This is a genomic window from Croceicoccus sp., from assembly GCF_983967925.1.
The window spans coordinates 52,920-70,170 of the sequence record NZ_CFETID010000001.1; the positions used below are offsets into that span (position 1 = coordinate 52,920).

Below are 17,251 nucleotides of genomic sequence, written 5' to 3' on the forward strand. Positions count from 1 at the left end.
GCCGGGCCATCGAAAAGATTGGCGGCGTTCAAGAAGCAAGTGGATTCTGCCGCTGTCGCGGCAACTTGGGCCTCTCATGGGACTGATAGGTCAACTGTGGCTTATGGATCAAAGCTGCACCGACAAGGCGGCCGCGGCAAATTAAGATCCAGATTTTTCAATCGACTGAATGAAGACGTCGAAAAAGTTTAACAGCTTTCCTCCGATGCGCCATTGCAACAATTCGGCTTTTCCGGTTTCTTGGATCGGCGGGGCAGCGATAATAACGGGGGCGTTATGAGTAGCGTGAAGAGCCGGGTGGTTCTGGCCATGCCAGTCTACAACGGCGACAAATATGTGCGAGAGGCCATTACATCGATCCTTGAACAGGATCATGCCGATTTCAGACTGATCGTCACCGATAACGCCTCCACCGACGGGACAGAGGATATCGTGCGGACGCTGGCGGCTGAAGACGACCGCATCACCTATGTCCGCAACCGCGTGAACCTTGGGGCGTCGCGTAACTACAATCTCGGCTATGAACTGTCTGACGGCGAATATCTGAAATGGTGCGCGCATGACGATCTGCTCAGCCCCAATTACGTCGGCGACTGCGTGGCCGCGCTGGATGCCGATCCGGACCTTTCGCTAGCCTTCGGCAAGACGGTCAGCATCGATCCCAACGGGCGGCGGTTGCCGCCGGCAGGCTGGGACACGCCCGACATCGACGCCGGGGATGCAGCGGCGCGTTTCAAGCAGGTCGTCGGCCTGTTCGGACGGATGTGCTTTCCGATTTTCGGCGTGATGCGCCGCTCGGCGCTGGCCCGGACCGATCTTCATCCCTCCTATTACGGTTCCGATCAGGCGCTGCTGGCCGAACTGGCGCTGCGCGGACGCTGGCGGCGGATCGAGGATGCGGTGCTGTGGAACCGCGACCATGAGCAGCGCTCGCTGAACATCGATGACAAGCTTGAGCGCGCAGTATGGCAGGGCGGCGCGAAGAACAGGCTGGCAGCGGCGGAACATTGGCAATTGCTGCGCCACCTGCTGCAAATCTGCCGCCAGCACGCGGATGTCGCCTCGCCCGCTTCGCTGCGGCGCGTCGTGCTGCGCCGCGCGTTCGAGCCTCGGCAGCTGGGCCGCTATGTGCTGGAAGCGACCAGCCTCGCCTCGCCCCGGACGGCGCGGGCGATGCGCAATCTGGTGACGCGGGGGCACAAGGGTCCCCTTCCCGCCGCGGAGACGACAGCGAAAAGGCCCGCTGCCCCTGTCGTCAAGGAGACGATGGAGACGGCCCGATGAAAGTGGGGATCCTTGCCGGCGGGCTGGGATCCCGCCTTTCGGAAGAGACCGACATCAGGCCCAAGCCCATGGTCGAGATCGGCGGCATGCCGATCCTGTGGCATATCATGCAGATCTATGCCCATTACGGCCTGTCGGAATTCTGCATCGCGCTGGGATACAAGGGCGAATACATCAAGCGCTGGTTCCGCGACCTGCACAACCAGTCGGGTTCGATCAATGTCGCGACACGGTCGGGCATGGTGGCAAGCCACACGCTGCCCAAAATTCCCGACTGGTCGGTCGATCTGATCGAAACGGGCATGAACGCGGGCACGGGCGGGCGCATAAGGCGGCTTGCGCCTTTTCTTGGCGAGGAAACCGCGCTGATCACCTGGGGCGACGGCGTGGCGGATATCGACATTGCAGGCCTGCTCGACTTCCACCGCTCGCACGGCAGGCTGGCCACGCTGACGGCGGTGCGCCCCCCTGCCCGCTATGGCCATCTGGAACTGTCGGGCGACAAGATCACCAGCTTTACCGAAAAGCCCCAGATCGGCGAAGGCTGGATCAACGGTGCGTTCTTCGTGCTGGAGCCGGAGGTGATGGAATATATCACCTGCGACACGATGATGTTCGAACAGGACCCGCTGGTCCGGCTGGCGCAGGACGGCGAGCTGATGGCCTATCGGCACGAAGGCTATTGGCAATGCATGGACACGATGCGCGAGAAGCAGCTGCTGAACGACGCATGGAATTCGGGCAGCGCGCCCTGGAAAATCTGGAAGGACGAAGTTGATGAAGATCTTGGTGACGGGCCATCTCGGGTACATCGGATCGGTCCTCGTCCCCCTGCTGCAGCAGCGGGGGCATGATCTTCACGGGCTGGATTCCGACCTTTTCGGCGCCTGCGATTTCAGCGGCGCGCCGGTCGAACTGCCGCTGGTCGGGCACGATTTGCGCGACTTCGTGGCGCGCGGCGACGCGGTGGAGGCGCTGCGTGGGTTCGACGCGGTCATCCATCTGGCGGGCCTGTCGAACGATCCGCTGGGCGATTACCGTCCCGGCCTGACAGAGGCGATCAATTGCACCGCCTCGGTCGATCTGGCGCGGCTGGCGAAGCAGGCGGGCGTTTCGCGGTTCCTGTTCGCGTCGTCCTGCTCGAACTATGGCGCGTCGGGCAATGATTACATTACCGAGGACGCGGCGTTCAATCCGGTCACGCCCTATGGCGAGTCGAAGGCCAAAGTCGAACGTCTGGTCGGGCCGATGGCGGACGAGAATTTCTCGCCCACTTTCCTGCGTGCCAGCACGGCCTATGGCCTGTCGCCGCGCATCAGGTTCGATCTTGTCGTCAATAATCTGACCGCATGGGCCTTCACCACGGGCGAGGTTCACCTGAAGAGCGACGGCACCGCGTGGCGTCCGATCGTGCATGTCGAGGATATCGCCGCCGCCTATGTCGCCATCGTCGAGGCCCCGCGCGAGGCGGTGCACGGCGCTGCGTTCAACATCGGCATGACGGACGAGAATTATCGCATCCGCGACATTGCCGAGATCGTGCACCGCATGGTCCCCGGATCGACATTGGGCTTTGCCGCGGGCGCGGAGGCGGACAAGCGCAACTACCGCGTCGACTGCGACCTGATCCGCCGGGTGCTGCCGTCCTATCGGCCGCGCTGGACCTGCAGGCTGGGGGTCGAGCAATTGCTGGAGGCCTATGCGGCGTTCGGCCTGAAATTGGCCGAGTTCGAAGGCGAGCGTTACAACCGGATCGCGCATATGAAGCACCGGCTGGCGAATGGAACCGTTGATGCCGATTTCCGCCCGGTGACGCAAAAGGCCGCCGCATGAATATCGCCGCGTCCGTCGCGGCCGATGCCGGGCAATTGATCGCCGCCTGCCCGTCGTGCGGCGGCGGATCACTGGCGCAGATCTATGCGCAGGACGATGTGCCGGTGAGTTCCTGCCTGTTGTTCGACGATGCCGACAGCGCGCGGCAGGTCGAACGCGGCGACATCAGCCTGTGCCACTGCGAGGGATGCGGCTTTATCTTCAACGCCGCGATCCGGCAGGGCGCGAGCGAGTATTCCGAGCGTTACGAAGAAACGCAGGGCTTTTCGCCCACCTTCTCGGGCTTTCACACCGCGCTGGCGCGCGAGCTGATCGAGCGCCACGAACTGCGCGGGCGCGAGGTGCTGGAGATCGGCTGCGGCAAGGGCGAGTTCCTGCTGTTGCTGTCGCAGCTGGGCGAGAACCGCTGCACCGGCATCGACCCCAGCGCCCTGCCCGAACGGATCGAGGGCATCGAAGGGGCGGAGCGCGTGACGCTGATCCCGGAATTTTTCGCCCCCGAACTGGCGCGGCAGCAATTCGACGCCATCGTGTGCAAGATGACGCTGGAGCATATCGTGCCCACGCTCGATTTCCTGCGCATCGTACGCGCGGGGATCGTCGAGGGCAGCAGGCCGCTGGTGTTCTTCCAGATACCCAATGCGATGCGCATCCTGCAGGATGCCGCCTATGAGGATATCTATTACGAGCATTGCTCCTATTTCACCGAGGGGTCGCTCGCGCGGCTGTTCGAACAGGCCGGTTTTGCGCCGCTGCGGGTGCTGCACCAGTATGACGACCAGTATCTGACGATAGAGGCGACGGTCGGCGATGCGCCTGTGTTCAAAGCCGCCGACGACCGCGAGGAGATCGCTCGGCTTGCGGCGAGTCTGGCGGACCGCATAGCGACCAAGCAGGCCGCTTGGGCCGACCGGATCGAAGCGGCGATCACGGCAGGCCGCAAGGTGGCGATCTGGGGCAGCGGGTCGAAGGCGGTGTCGTTCCTTGCCGCCCAGCCCCGCCCGGAACTGGTCGGCGCGGTGGTCGACATCAATCCCAACCGGCAGGGCCACGCGATGCCGGGGACGGGCCATGCGATCCTGTCGCCGCATGATCTGGCCTCGTTCCGACCCGATCTGGTGATCGTAATGAACGCGGTCTACCGCGACGAGATTGCGCACGACCTGTCGGCACTGGGCCTCTCGCCAGAGATCGTCACGCTGGAGAATTAGGCGGCTTCGGCTTCCTCCAGCCTTTCGCCAAGCGACAGCCATTCCGCCTCGACACCTTCCAATTCGGCGGCGATCTTTGCGCGGTGTTCCAGCAGGTCGCTCATTGTCCTGTCCGCCCATTTCGGGGCGGCGTTGGCGGGTTCGTACATGGCGCGGTCGATCTCGCTGATGTCCGCCTGCAGCTTGGCCATCGCCTTTTCGACACGGGAAAGCTCGGACTTCACGAAGCGGGCCTGTGCGCGCGACTTGGCCGAATTGGCGGGTTTGGCGGCTTGCGGCTTCTTTTCCTTGGGCTGGTTCCGGCCCAGCACGAAATCGATGTAATCGTCCATGCTGCCCGCATATTCGCTCGCCGTGCCGTCATCGACCAGCACCAGCCGGTCGGCGGTGAGTTCGACCATGTGGCGGTCATGGCTGATCAGGATGACCGCGCCCGAATAATCGTTCAGCGCATGGATCAGCGCCTCGCGCGCGTCGACGTCGAGGTGGTTGGTCGGCTCGTCCAGGATCAGCAGGTGCGGCGCGTCGCGGGTGATCAGCGCCAGCGCAAGCCGTGCGCGTTCGCCGCCCGACAGCTTCTCGACCTTCTGCTCGGCGCGCGGACCCGAAAAGCCGAAACGGCCCAACTGCGCGCGGACCGCGGCGGGGGTCTTGCCCTCCATCGCGCGGGTCATCAGTTGCAGCGGCGTTTCCTCTGCGGCAAGTTCCTCGACCTGATACTGGGTGAAATAGCCTGCCTTCATCTTGGCCGACGCGTTCATCGCGCCTTCCTGCGGCTGCAGTTGCGCGGCCAGCAGGCGGGCGAAGGTCGTCTTGCCATTGCCGTTGCGGCCCAGCAGCGCGATCCGGTCGTCCGCGTCGATGCGGATGCCAAGGCGGCGCAGGATGGGCTTGCCTTCCTCATACCCCACGGCCGCGCTGTCGAGCGTGATCATGGGCGATCGCAATTCGGCGGGCGAAGGAAAGTCGAACGTCAGCGAGGGATCCTCGGCCAGCGCGGCGATGGGCTGCATCTTGGCCAGCATCTTGGCGCGCGACTGGGCCTGCTTCGCGGTCGAGGCGCGGGCCGAATTGCGCGCCACATAATCGGCAAGTCGCGCGCGCTGCGCGTCCTGATTGGCCTTGGCCGCCGCAAGCTGGGCCGCGCGTTCGGCGCGCTGCCGTTCGAACGAATCGTATCCGCCCGAATAAAGCGCCAGCTGCCCGCCCTGCAGGTGCAGGATATGATCGACCACCTTGTTCAGCAGGTCGCGCTCGTGGCTGATGACCAGCAGGGTCGCCGGATAGCTCTTGAGGAAATTCTCGAGCCAGAGCGTCGCTTCGAGATCGAGGTGGTTCGAAGGCTCGTCCAGCAGCAGCACGTCGGGCTGAGAGAACAGCAGCGCGCCCAGCGCGACGCGCATCTTCCACCCGCCCGAAAAGCTGTCGAGCGGGCGCTTCTGCATCTCCTCGTCGAAACCCAGACCATTCAGGATCTTCGCCGCCCGTGCGGGTGCGCTATAGGCGTCGATGGCGAGCAGCCGGTCGTGCACCTCGCCCAGACGGTCGGGATCGGTCGAGCTTTCCGCCTCGGCCAGCAGCTTTGCGCGTTCGGTATCGGCGGCCAGCACGACCTCTTCGGGCGTGACCGTTCCGCTGGGCGCGTCCTGCGCAATATAGCCGATGCGCGCGCGCGAAGGCTTGGCGATGTCGCCCTCATCCGGCTCGATCTCGCCGATGATGGCCTTCATCAGCGTCGACTTGCCCGCGCCGTTGCGGCCGATCAGCCCGACGCGCGCGCCAAGCGGGATGGACGCGCTGGCGCGTTCGAGAATGGGCCGGCCGCCAAGCCGGACGGTAAGGCCGTCGATCGTAAGCATGGCCGGCCCCATAGCAGCGAGGCGGCGCCGGCCCAATCACTTATATGCCCAATCGATTATATGCCCGGACTCTATATCGCCGGTCCCACAGCTGGCCGCATGAAATGGAAACAAAGTCCGTTCGAAAGGTTAAGGGGTCAACGCGCGATCAATGGGATTATGCGCGAAAGGATCGTTAACGATGGACAAGGTCGCGGATACACAGGACAACATCGCCGAGGAGTTCGAGGATTTCATCCGTTCGCACGGCTTCCCCTGCGTCGGCGCGAAGAGCGCCTTGTCGCGCGGGACGCTGAACATCGTCGTGTGCCGCACCATCACCAGCGCGTGGGACGATGTGCGCATGCACCGCGAATTGCTGGACTGGGCCTATGCCTATCAGGACAATCCCGGCCTGTTCCGTTCGCTCGCCTTCGTGTTCGAAGAGGACGAGGGTCTGGACGAACAGGAATTCGAGGCCGCGATGTGGGAACGCATCCAGTCGCTGTCCGACAAGGATGCCTGGCTGGAACAGCCCTATGACAAGCGCGTCAGCCCCGATCCCGAAGATCCGCATTTCTCGCTGAGCTTTGGCGGGGAGGCGTTCTTCGTCGTCGGCATGCATCCGCGCGCGAGCCGCCCCGCACGCCGTTTCGACCGGCCGGTGCTGGTGTTCAACCTGCACGACCAGTTCGAAAAGCTGCGCGCCCAGAACCGGTACGAGCGTATCCGCGAGACCATCCTGCAGCGCGACAAGCAGCTGGCGGGGTCGGTCAACCCGATGCTCGCCCGCCACGGCGAGACGAGCGAGGCGCTGCAATATTCCGGGCGTCTGGTGAGCGACAAATGGGAATGCCCGTTCCGCGACAAGAGGTCGGACGAAGGCGCGGCGTAATCCGCCTTTCGTCGCCCGGCCATAAGACACTAGGCCTTCTTCGCCTCGTCCTTCCGCATCTTGCGCGCGCGGTGCTGCAGCGTGCGCCTTTGCGTCTGTTCCAGCCATTCGTCGATGGACAGGCCGCCTTCTTCGACATCCGCAAGGGTCGCGCCGCGCTCGCCCATGGGGCGGTCGGGGCCGACGGTGGTATCGCATTTCACCTGGCGCTCGATCTCGGCATTGATCAGCGCCCCGGCCAGAACGCCATAGGCCGACAGGAACAGCCACATCAGGAACACGACGATCGCGGAGAGCGAGCCATAGGTCGCGTTATAGTCGCTGACATAGGCGACATAGAGCGAGAAGCCGAAGGAGATCAACAGCCAGATCAGCGTCGCGCCCAATGCCCCGGGCGCCAGCCAGCGCCAGCGTGCCGGGCGGCGGTCGGGGCCGTAACGCATCATCACCGCAAAGCCGAGGCTGCCCAGCGATATCGCGGCGACCCAGGCCAGTATCTTGATCAGAAGACCCGTGCTCTCGCCGAGAAACGCTTCGGAATGGCGCTGCAGCCAGGCGAACACGCCGCCGCTGACCACGCCGGTGATGGCGATGCCGATGGCCGCCAGCGTCAGCAGCAGGCCGCGCAGGGTCAGCTTGATGAAATTGCGGCTCTCATGCTCTTCGTTGATGACGTTGAGCGCGATGATGAACCCCTTGGCCGCACGGGTCGCACCATAGATCGCAAAGAACAGCGCGATCGCCAGCGCCACCCCGGTCACGCCCGAACTGGTCGTGACGGCGGCCATCATCTGGCGTTCGATCATGGTCGCCGCATCGGCGGGCATGACGTCGAACAAAGTGCTCATCTGCCGCTGCACGGTCGACACGTCGCCGATCAGCCCATAGACCATGACGGTCGCGGCCAGCAGCGGCGTGATGGCCAGAAAGGTGAAAAATGCGACCCCCGCCCCAAGAAGCGACAGATTGTGGAAACCCCACATGGTGTATACGCGTTTACCAATCTGCTTCCACGCCTTGCGCGGAAGTTCCAATGGGGAGCTTGCCGTCGCACCCGGCACTTCACCGGAGCTTTGGGATCGTTCATGATTGGGTGCTTGGGGATCGACACGGGCCGTCTCTACCGGCTCCATGCTGTCGCGAGGGGTAGTCTTGGCTGTATCCAATGCATCTCACCTGATCTGGTCGCGGCAGCGTGCCGCGATATTTCCACCACCTGAATTCCTAACGGCGCCGGGCCGTATTTGTGCCTACAGCGGATCGGCCAGCGCGAAAACCCGCCCCTTTCTGTCGGCTTGCGTGGCCGCGGGCGCGCTTGCGGCGGGTCTTGCCATGCCGATGGAGGCCCGCGCGCAGGACGCATCCCGCCCTCAGGACACACAGGCCATGCAGGCCCCGCAGGACGACAGCGGCATCCCCGCGCCGCCGCCGGGCGTCACATTGCCCGAAGTCGAGCCGGTCATCACCGACGAGGAATTCGAAAGCACCGTCCCCGACCTGGAAACGGACGATCCCGCGATGGACGGCCCCCTGGAATCGATCGAGGCGTTCGAACGCCGGATCGAGGAGGAAGCGGGCGACGCGGGCGAACAGGTGAGCGAGGCCGAAACCACGGGCGGCGAAACCACGAGCGAAGGCCAGTCGCCCCCGCTGGGGGATCCGGCGCTGGCCGATGAGGACCCGGTCGAGGAAATCGGCGACGCGCCTGTCCGAGACGCAGAGCTGGCCGCCCCCCTGCCCCCGCTGTCAACCTTCGACGTCGAACCCGTGGAACTGGCCGAGGACACGTCTGACCCCGACGAGCCGGTCGAGATCGCCTATGACATCCAGATCAACGGGCTGGAGCAGGCGGACGAGGAAACAGAGACCGATCTCGACGGCATGTTCAACAGCCTTGCCGCGCTGCGCGAGGACGGGCGGGAAGCGGCCAATACGGCGCAGGTCTCGGCCCGCCTGACCGAGGACAGCGCGCTACTGGAGCAGATCCTGGCATCCGAAGGCTGGTACGAGGCGGAGGTGACGACGCGGCTGGACCGCACCGAGGAGGAGCTGACCGCAGTGCTGGACGTCGCGCCCGGGCAGCGTTTTACCTTTTCCGACATCACCCTCGACGCGCCGCCGGTGGTGCCCGAAAACCTTCTGACCGAGAACTTCCCGTTGCAGATCGGCGAACCCATTATCGCCGCGCGGGTCCAGGGCGCAGAGGCCGGTCTGGCCGTCACCCTGCCGCAGAACGGCTATCCGTTCGCCAGTATCGGGCAGCGCGACATATTGCTCGACCAGTACGAAGGGACCGGGGCCTATACGCTGCCGATCGACACGGGACCGCGCGCGGTGTTCGGCGGAATCGAGACGACCGGCAATCTCGCCTTCGATGCCGAGCATGTCGAAACGCTCGCCCGGTTCGAGCGGGGCGAGCTTTACGACAGCGACGATGTCGACGATCTGCGCAAGGCGCTGGTCGCGACCGGGCTGTTCAACACCGTCTCGGTCACGCCGCAGCAGACCGGCGAGGACGCGGGCATGGTCGAGGGTCCGGACGGGGCGACCGGCCCTGCCGAATACGCGACCATCCTGGTCGAACAGGACGCGGGCCCGTTCCGCACCCTGGCGGGCGGTGCGGGTTACGGGACCGATCAGGGTTTCCGAGTGCAGGGCAGCTGGACCAACCGCAACATGTTCCCGCCCGAAGGCGCGCTGGGCTTCAACGGTATCCTCGGCACCAACGAACAGGGCGTCGGGGCCAGCTTCACGCGCTCGAACGCGGGGCGGCGCGACCGCACCTTCCAGCTTTCGGCCAATGCGCTGCATTCCAACTATGACGCGTTCGAGGCGTTTACCGGGCGGCTGGGGATCAACTGGAGCTATGGCTCCACCCCGCTGTGGCAAAAGCGGCTGAGCTATGCCTATGGCGCGCAGATCATCGGCACGGTCGAGGAAGCGTGGGACCCGGTCGTGATGGACCGGGTGCGCCGCACCTATTTCATCGGCGGGCTGACGGGCCAGATCGGGCTGGACACGACCGACGACCTGCTGAACGCGACAGAGGGTTTCCGCGTGACCGCGCTGGTCGAGCCCGAGGGATCGCTGCAGGACGGTTTCACCCCCTATGTCCGCACCCGCATCGACGGTTCGACCTATTTTCAAGCCACCGATGCCATCGTGCTGGCGGGCCGCATCGCGCTGGGTTCGATACAGGGGATCGCGCGCAACGATCTGGCGCCTTCGCGGCGGTTCTATTCGGGCGGCGGCGGTTCCGTGCGCGGTTACGGGTTCCAGCAGTTGGGTCCGCAGTCGCGCGAACCCAATCCCGATTTCGACCCCGACGATCCCGACAACGATGCCGATCCATTCGAATTCAATCCGATCGGCGGGCGGAGCCTGAACGAGGCATCGGTCGAAGTTCGTTATCGCTTCGGCAATTACGGCGTGGTCGGCTTCGTCGATGCGGGGCAGGTCTATGAAGAGACGACGCCCCAGTTCTCGGACCTGCGCTATGGCGTGGGCATCGGCGGGCGATATTACACCAATTTCGGGCCGGTGCGGCTTGATGTCGCCATGCCGCTGGGGCGGCGGCAGGGCGAAAGCAGGTTCGGCGTCTATATCTCGATCGGGCAGGCGTTCTGATGGCAGAGGAAGCGACCATGGCCAGCGATCCCGCCGCCCCCGTCCACGACACGCCCGAGCCGGAGCCCCGGCATCGCGGTCGCAAAATTTTGAAATGGGTCGGCATCGCGCTCGCGGCGCTGCTGCTGGTGATCGCGGCGGTGCTTCTGCTGCTCAACACCGGACCGGGCAAGCGCTTCATCATCGGCCAGCTTGAGGGGATGGAGTTCGAGAACGGCATGGAGATCGGCATCGGCGCGATCGACGGGTCGATCTATGGCGCGATGGTAATCCGCGATCTTGAGGTGCGCGATCCCAAGGGTGTGTTCCTGACCTCGCCCGAGATCGCGGTCGACTGGCGGCCGTTCGCCTTCGTGAACAACCATGTCGACGTGCGTTCGCTGACCAGTCCGCTGATCACGCTGCAGCGCCTGCCCGAATTCAACGAGACCCCGCCCAGCGACGATCCGCTGCTGCCCGATCTCGACATCGATGTGAACGAGCTGCGCGTGGACCGCTTCGTCGCCGAAGCGCCGGTGACGGGCGAGCGCCGGGTGGTGGACATGGCGGGCGAAGTGCATATCGCCGATGGCCGCGCACAGGTCCGCTTTGACGCCAACACGCTGCGCGAGCGCGGTTCGGATGCACCGGGCGGCGACCGGCTGGCCCTGCTGCTCGACGCGGTGCCCGAGGATAACCGGCTGGACATCGAACTGATGCTGGACGCGCCGGGCGACGGCGTGGTGGCCACCATGGCGGGGCTGACCGAACCGCTGACCGTGCGGCTCGACGGCGAAGGCGACTGGCAAAGCTGGGCGGGCGACCTCAATGCCGATCTTGCCGGGACGGAGTTCGCGCGGCTTGACCTGACGGCCCGCGACGGCACCTTCACGGTCGAGGGACCCACCCGCGTGGCCCGCCTGTTCGAGGGGCCGACCGCCGCCCTGCTGGGGCCGGTGCTGAACATCGACCTGACCGCCGCGCTGGACGAACGCCGCGCGCAATTGGCGGGCGGCGTCAATAGCGATGCATTCCGGCTCGATACCGATGGCGGGATCGACCTTTCGGACAATAGTTTCGACGATCTTGGCGTCAGTTTCGTGCTGTTCCAGCCCTCGGCACTCGCGGAGAACCTTGCCGGGCGCGGGATCAACGCAAAGCTGTCGCTGGACGGCGAGTTCGCGACGCCCGCGGTCGATTACGACATCACCGCCGCGCGGATCGCGATGAACGACATGGGGATCGAGAACCTGCGCGCGCAGGGCAATGCAACGGTCAAGGCGGACCAGATCCTGATCCCCGTGAACGCCAGCGTGGCCCGCATCACCGGCGTCGACACCGTTGCGGGCGGCAGCCTTCAGAACGTGCGCCTTGCGGGCGACATCGCGATACAGGGGCCGCGCATCCTGTCGGACAACATGACGATCCGTTCGGACCGTCTGAATGCCGATCTGACGCTGCTCGCCGATACTTCGACCGGGATCTATACCGGCGCGGTCGATGGCAGGCTCGACAATTACCGGATCGAGAGTGTCGGCATTTTCGACCTCAGCACCGATATCGACCTGATGACCGAGCCCAACGGCGATTACGCGCTGGCAGGCCGCGTCGGGGTGCGCTCGCAGCGGATCGATAACGAGAGCCTGGCCGATTTCCTTGGAGGCCAAGCGGTGGCGGGGGCCGACATACGCTATGGCGGCGACGGCACGCTGCGGTTCCGCAACCTGCGGCTTGAGGCGCCTTCGGCGCGAATTACCGGCGGCTATGGCTCTTATTCGCCCGACGGCCAGATCGCGCTCAATGCCGATGCGGTGACGGATGCCTATGGCGCGGTCGGCGTGCGGGTGGCCGGAACGGTCAGCAATCCCGATGCGCGCATCACTGCCGAACGTCCCGGCCTTGGCATCGGCCTTGCCAATCTGAACGCCCGCGTCACCGGCGCGAGCGGCGGATACCGGCTGGTCGCCGATGGCGATACCGATTACGGCCCGCTGACCGCCGATGTCGTTCTGGGCACCGGCGATGTCACCACGCTGGACATCACGCGCGCCAATCTGGGCGGCATCGATTTCGCCGGATCGCTGCGGCAGACGCCTGCGGGTCCGTTCGCGGGCAGGCTGACTGCCGATGGACAGGGGTTAGGCGGCATCGTGCGCCTGTCGGCGGCAGGCGAGTATCAGCAGGCGCTGATCAATCTGCGCGCCAAGGACACACAGCTTCCCGGCCCGGGCAATCTGTCGGTCGGGTCCGCGATCGTCGATGCGCGCGTGATCCTCTACGATCAGCCGCTGGTGCAGGCGGATGCGCAGCTGGCCGGGTTCACCTATGGCACCACGCGGCTTGCGGCGGGGCGCGTAAAGGTCGACTACCGCGACGGGCGCGGCAATGCGCAATTGCTGGCCGAAGGCGTCGCGGGCGTGCCCTTCAAAGTGTCCGCCAATGCCGATCTGCAGCCGAACTTGTGGCGCATCGCCGCCAAGGGCCGTGCGCGCGGTATCGATTTCGCCACCGCCAGCCCCGCCCGTATCGTGCCGAAGGACGGCAGCTATGAACTGTTGCCAAGCCGGATCAATGTCGGGGGCGGCAATGTCCGCCTTGCCGGCAATTACGGCGACGGGATCAAGTTGCAGAGCCGGATGGAGGGCATAGACATCTCGCTCGCCAATGCGTTCTCGCCCGGACTGGGCGTGGGCGGCAAGGCCAATGGCAGTTTCGATTTTCAGCAGACATCGCCGGGCGCCTTCCCCCGCGCCGATGCGCGCATCCGGATCGACGATTTCACCCGCACCACCGCCGCCGCGGTCAGCCAGCCCGTCGACATCAATTTCGTCGGCAAGCTGCTCGCCGACGGGGGCGAGGCCCGCGCCGTGCTTCGCCGCAGCGGAACGGTCATCGGCCGTCTCATCGCCTCGCTCCGGCCCCTGCCGCCGGGAGCGGGGGACTGGACGACGCGGCTGCTGGCGGCGCCTCTGGGCGGGGGATTCCGCTATAACGGGCCTGCCGGGACGCTGTTCTCCTTCGCGGGCCAGCCGGATCAGACGCTGTCGGGGCCGCTGGCCGTGGCCGCCGATTTCTCGGGCCGGGTGCAGCAGCCGCAGCTGGCGGGCATCGTGCGCGGAAAGGGGCTGACCTATGAAAACCAGACCTACGGCACCCGCCTGACGCGCATGGATCTGAGTGGCCGTTTTTCCGGCAGCCGGTTCGAACTGGAAAGCTTCGATGCACGCGCAGGCGACGGCACGGTGTCGGCCAATGGCTTCGTCAGCCTTGCCGCCGATGCCGGTTATCCGATGAACTTCGACGTCACCATGGATCAGGCGCAACTGGCCGACAGCAATTCGCTGGCGGCCACGGCGACCGGAACCTTGTCGCTGACCAAGCAGGCCGGACAGACCGCATTGCTGTCGGGCGACATCAACCTGCCCGAAACCCGCTATCAGATCGTGACGCAGGCTGCTGCCGAGGTGCCGACGCTGACCGGCGTTCGCTTCAAGCCGCCGCGCGGTCCCGTACGGATCACGGGCGATGAGCCGGTGGAGGATCAGCCCGGCCTGTTCGACCAGGTCCGGCTCGACCTGTCGGTGACCGCGCCGGAGCGGCTGTATGTTTCGGGCATGGGTCTGGAAAGCGAATGGAGCGCCGACCTCAACCTGTCGGGCACCAGCGCTTCGCCCAGCCTTGCGGGCAGCGTCGAACTGATCCGCGGCACGCTGGGCTTTGCAGGGCGTTCGTTCGAGCTGGAGAACGGTGAGGTCGATTTCACCGGGGGCAACACGATCGACCCGATGATCAATATCGCCGCCAGCGAGGAGATCGAGGACGTGACCGTTCGCGTGAATGTCACGGGCCGCGCGATGGATCCGCAGATCGCCTTCAGCAGCACGCCGGGCCTGCCGCAGGACGAGATCCTGTCGCGCATTCTGTTCGGCAATTCGGTGGGCAATCTCTCGACCATTCAGGCCGTGCAGCTGGCCGCTTCGCTCAATTCGCTGCGCAGTTCGGGCGGCGGGCTCAATCCGCTGGGCACCTTGCGTTCGGCGACCGGGGTGGACCGGCTGCGCATCCTTGGCGGAGACGACGCCACCGGGCGCGGCACGGCGCTGGCGGCGGGGCAATATCTGACCGACGACATTTACGTCGAGCTGATCACCGATGCGCGCGGCTTCACCGCCACGCAGCTGGAAATCGCGCTGACCCCGGCGCTGTCGGTGCTGAGCCAGGCGGGCGGTTCGTCGGCGGTCGACGTGTCGGTGCAGTACCGGAAGGATTACTGATGCGCCGGTCCGCAGCCCTTCCGGTCGCGCTCTTCTGCCTGATGGCGGGCGCCTGCCAGAGCGAGCCGAGCTTCGACGAACGCTTCGAAAAAGCCGACGCCGAGGCGAAGCAATTGCAGCAGGAGATCGACCGCGAACTGGCCGTCGCGCAGCCCACCAAGGGCGAAGGCCCGAAGGCGGAGCGGGCCCGATGAGCGCGTCGGGCAGGAACCAAACGGGCGCGTCGCCTTTCCGGATGCAGGACGCGCAAAAAGGGAGGCTCCGATCGCTGAGGCTGGAATCGTGAACGGATGGGCGCCCTATTGCGGCATCGCGCCTTTGCCCGATGACTGGCTGATGCGGTGGAATTTCGACCCGTGGCTGCTGGCGGTGCTGGCGCTTACGCTCGCGTTTTCGGGCCGGATACCCACCGGATCACGCCCTGCGATACGCTATGCGGCGGCGGTCTTTGCGTTTCTGTTCATTAGCCCGTTCTGCGCCTTGTCCTCGGCGCTGTTCATGGCGCGGGTCGTGCATCACGTGCTTCTGGCGACCGTGCTTGCGCCCTTGCTGGCGGCTGCAATCCCCCGTCTGGGGCAGCGCATCCCCCTCACGCTGACCGTCTGGACCGCGCTTCAGGCACTGGTGTTCTGGGCATGGCACGCGCCGCCCTTTTACGAGGCCGCGCTGTCGAGCGACGCCGTGTTCTGGCTGATGCAGTTCAGCGTCACGCTTTCCGCCGCCATCTGGTGGGCAAAGCTGAAGCAGGCGCCGACCGCCGCGGCTGTCGCGGCCCTGCTGGGCGCGATGGTGCTGATGGGCATATTAGGCGCGCTGATCACCTTTGCGGGCCGCCCGCTTTACGCGCCGCACTGGCTGACGACGCAGCCATGGGGCCTGACGCCGCTGCAGGACCAGCAGATCGCCGGGATCATCATGTGGGCGCCCGCTTCGGCGATCTATCTTTTGACGGCGATGGTGCTGCTCTATCGCTGGATGGGCCGTGACGAGGCCATGGCGGCGCGTCCATGATCGAGCCGCTGCGGAACTGGGCGGACCGCTATCGTTCGCGCGGGAAATACACCCCCGTCGGGGTCGCGTTCCACTGGATCATGGCCGCGATGATCATCACGCAATTGCTGTCCGGCTGGTACATGCAGCGCCTGACCGTCGGCGCGGACAAGCTGTCCGCCTATGCGTTTCACAGCCAGCTGGGTCTTGCCGTACTGCTGCTGGGCGGAGGCCGGCTGGTCTGGCGGCTGATGGTGCCGGGTCCGATCAACGATGCCGACGCGCCCGGTGCGGCATCGACCATAGCGCATATGATCCACGCGGTGTTCTATGCGCTGTTCGTGGTGCTGCCCCTGTCGGGCTGGGCGCTGTGGTCGGCGGTCCAGCCGTCGCAGCAGCTCTATCTGCTTGGTTTCATTCCGATCCCCAACATGCCTTTTCAGGACTTCTCACCCGAAATGGCGGAATGGGCGATGGGTATCGCGATGAATATCCATGTCGCCTGCGTCGTCGTGATGACGCTACTCGTTCCGGCCCATGCGCTGGCGGCGATCAAGCATCATTTCTGGGATCGGGACGACGTTCTGGAAGGCATGCTGCCGGAAGTGCCGGATACGCATTCGCATCCCGGAGGGCCGCGCTATAGCCCGCCAGCGCCTGCAATTCCCCGTCCGCCAAAAGCCGGCTGATATCCAGCATTCCGCTTTGAGGATTTCCGTATCGCTCTCCGTTTCGCCAGTGCCGCAATTGCAATTCCAGATAGGGCGCGGGCTGCCCCGCGAGCGGCGGGTTCGCCATGTCGCCCTGTCCGTTTGCACCATGGCACGACGCGCATGACGGAATGCCGCGATCCGCATCGCCCTGATGATAGAGGCGCGCGATCCGCGGATCGCAGGCCGCGTCCGAGATCGGACCGGCGCCGGGGACATCGCGGGGCACCGGTAGCGACTGGTAATATTCGCCGAGGCGCAGGCGCTGGGGCCGGTCGACGTGATCCGCGATCCAGACCATCTTGGGATGGCGGCGCAGGCCGGTCGAGAAATAATCCATCTGCCGCACGATATAGCCGCTGTTCAGCCCGGCAAGCCGCGGCGCGTCTCCGCCGTTCCCCTCGCCCTGCAGGCCGTGACAGTTGATGCACGCCCCCTCGGCCCCCGCATCGCCGCCGCTGAGCGCCAGCAGCTTGCCGGTCTGCTCGAAACGATCGGTTCGCGGTTCGCTCTCCGAACACGCCGCAAGGGCGAAGGCCGCGGTCACGGCGATGAAGCTGCGTTTCAAATGGGGCATGTTTGACGGGAACATTCGCCAGCATAGGCTGGT

General features: G+C 65.3%; 12 protein-coding genes and 1 pseudogene. 10 read left to right on the forward strand and 3 right to left on the reverse strand.

The genetic code is table 11. The annotated features are described in order from the left end of the window. Positions 1–276: 276 nt before the first annotated feature. Genes AC4FIJ_RS00295 through AC4FIJ_RS00310 form a run of 4 tightly spaced genes read left to right on the forward strand, consistent with a single transcriptional unit; the run spans position 277 to position 4,328 of the window. Entirely contained in the window at positions 277–1,284 is a 1,008-nt protein-coding gene (locus AC4FIJ_RS00295; protein WP_490334727.1) for a glycosyltransferase family 2 protein, read from the forward strand. Then, a complete protein-coding gene (gene rfbF / locus AC4FIJ_RS00300) occupies positions 1,281–2,138 on the forward strand; it encodes a glucose-1-phosphate cytidylyltransferase (RefSeq protein WP_490334728.1) in 858 nt (285 codons plus the stop codon). The genes AC4FIJ_RS00295 and rfbF overlap by 4 nt, the downstream gene beginning before the upstream one ends. After that, on the forward strand, positions 2,062–3,117 hold the full coding sequence (locus AC4FIJ_RS00305; RefSeq protein WP_490334729.1) for an NAD-dependent epimerase/dehydratase family protein: 1,056 nt from the start codon (positions 2,062–2,064) through the stop codon (positions 3,115–3,117). The genes rfbF and AC4FIJ_RS00305 overlap by 77 nt, the downstream gene beginning before the upstream one ends. Further along, positions 3,114–4,328 (forward strand): class I SAM-dependent methyltransferase, encoded by a 1,215-nt coding sequence (locus AC4FIJ_RS00310; RefSeq protein WP_490334730.1) that lies wholly within the window; start codon positions 3,114–3,116, stop codon positions 4,326–4,328. The genes AC4FIJ_RS00305 and AC4FIJ_RS00310 overlap by 4 nt, the downstream gene beginning before the upstream one ends. Here the strand turns inward: AC4FIJ_RS00310 and AC4FIJ_RS00315 are convergent. Continuing rightward, entirely contained in the window at positions 4,325–6,187 is a 1,863-nt protein-coding gene (locus AC4FIJ_RS00315; RefSeq protein ID WP_490334731.1) for an ABC-F family ATP-binding cassette domain-containing protein, read from the reverse strand. The two genes, AC4FIJ_RS00310 and AC4FIJ_RS00315, sit on opposite strands and share 4 nt — an antisense overlap. Positions 6,188–6,368: 181 nt before the next feature. Between AC4FIJ_RS00315 and gntA the strand changes: the two genes are divergently transcribed. After that, positions 6,369–7,061, forward strand: coding sequence for a guanitoxin biosynthesis heme-dependent pre-guanitoxin N-hydroxylase GntA (gntA, locus tag AC4FIJ_RS00320; RefSeq protein WP_490334732.1), 693 nt, complete (start codon positions 6,369–6,371; stop codon positions 7,059–7,061). Between the two features lie 29 nt (positions 7,062–7,090). Here the strand turns inward: gntA and AC4FIJ_RS00325 are convergent, their stop codons facing one another. Further along, the gene (locus tag AC4FIJ_RS00325) at positions 7,091–8,044 is read right to left on the reverse strand and encodes a YihY/virulence factor BrkB family protein (RefSeq protein ID WP_490334733.1); all 954 of its coding nucleotides are present in this window, start codon (positions 8,042–8,044) and stop codon (positions 7,091–7,093) included. A gap of 316 nt (positions 8,045–8,360) precedes the next feature. Between AC4FIJ_RS00325 and AC4FIJ_RS00330 the strand changes: the two genes are divergently transcribed. The 5 genes from AC4FIJ_RS00330 to AC4FIJ_RS00350 all read left to right on the forward strand — a co-directional run bounded on the left by AC4FIJ_RS00330 (position 8,361) and on the right by AC4FIJ_RS00350 (position 16,620). Beyond that, entirely contained in the window at positions 8,361–10,688 is a 2,328-nt protein-coding gene (locus AC4FIJ_RS00330; protein ID WP_490334734.1) for an autotransporter assembly complex protein TamA, read from the forward strand. Beyond that, positions 10,688–14,941 carry a translocation/assembly module TamB domain-containing protein gene (locus tag AC4FIJ_RS00335; protein ID WP_490334735.1) on the forward strand — a complete coding sequence of 1,418 codons (4,254 nt, stop codon included), beginning with the start codon at positions 10,688–10,690 and terminating at the stop codon, positions 14,939–14,941. Before AC4FIJ_RS00330 ends, AC4FIJ_RS00335 begins: the two co-directional genes overlap by 1 nt. Continuing rightward, complete coding sequence (locus tag AC4FIJ_RS00340) at positions 14,941–15,135, forward strand: hypothetical protein (protein WP_490334736.1); 195 nt, start codon at positions 14,941–14,943, stop codon at positions 15,133–15,135. Before AC4FIJ_RS00335 ends, AC4FIJ_RS00340 begins: the two co-directional genes overlap by 1 nt. A gap of 88 nt (positions 15,136–15,223) precedes the next feature. Beyond that, the gene (locus AC4FIJ_RS00345; RefSeq protein WP_490334737.1) at positions 15,224–15,952 is read left to right on the forward strand and encodes a cytochrome c oxidase assembly protein; all 729 of its coding nucleotides are present in this window, start codon (positions 15,224–15,226) and stop codon (positions 15,950–15,952) included. Further along, positions 15,949–16,620 carry a cytochrome b gene (locus AC4FIJ_RS00350; RefSeq protein ID WP_490334738.1) on the forward strand — a complete coding sequence of 224 codons (672 nt, stop codon included), beginning with the start codon at positions 15,949–15,951 and terminating at the stop codon, positions 16,618–16,620. The genes AC4FIJ_RS00345 and AC4FIJ_RS00350 overlap by 4 nt, the downstream gene beginning before the upstream one ends. A gap of 13 nt (positions 16,621–16,633) precedes the next feature. Here AC4FIJ_RS00350 and AC4FIJ_RS00355 read toward each other — a convergent pair. Further along, positions 16,634–17,233: pseudogene (locus tag AC4FIJ_RS00355) on the reverse strand (c-type cytochrome); the annotation flags it as partial. Positions 17,234–17,251 lie beyond the last annotated feature (18 nt).

Bases quoted from the DNA above. Each gene is read 5' to 3' on its own strand.
- AC4FIJ_RS00295 (WP_490334727.1), top strand. From the start codon at position 277: ATGAGTAGCGTGAAGAGCCGGGTGGTTCTGGCCATGCCAGTCTACAAC.
- rfbF (WP_490334728.1), top strand. From the start codon at position 1,281: ATGAAAGTGGGGATCCTTGCCGGCGGGCTGGGATCCCGCCTTTCGGAA.
- AC4FIJ_RS00305 (WP_490334729.1), top strand. From the start codon at position 2,062: ATGAAGATCTTGGTGACGGGCCATCTCGGGTACATCGGATCGGTCCTC.
- AC4FIJ_RS00310 (WP_490334730.1), top strand. From the start codon at position 3,114: ATGAATATCGCCGCGTCCGTCGCGGCCGATGCCGGGCAATTGATCGCC.
- AC4FIJ_RS00315 (WP_490334731.1), bottom strand. From the start codon at position 6,187: ATGCTTACGATCGACGGCCTTACCGTCCGGCTTGGCGGCCGGCCCATT.
- gntA (WP_490334732.1), top strand. From the start codon at position 6,369: ATGGACAAGGTCGCGGATACACAGGACAACATCGCCGAGGAGTTCGAG.
- AC4FIJ_RS00325 (WP_490334733.1), bottom strand. From the start codon at position 8,044: ATGTGGGGTTTCCACAATCTGTCGCTTCTTGGGGCGGGGGTCGCATTT.
- AC4FIJ_RS00335 (WP_490334735.1), top strand. From the start codon at position 10,688: ATGGCAGAGGAAGCGACCATGGCCAGCGATCCCGCCGCCCCCGTCCAC.
- AC4FIJ_RS00340 (WP_490334736.1), top strand. From the start codon at position 14,941: ATGCGCCGGTCCGCAGCCCTTCCGGTCGCGCTCTTCTGCCTGATGGCG.
- AC4FIJ_RS00350 (WP_490334738.1), top strand. From the start codon at position 15,949: ATGATCGAGCCGCTGCGGAACTGGGCGGACCGCTATCGTTCGCGCGGG.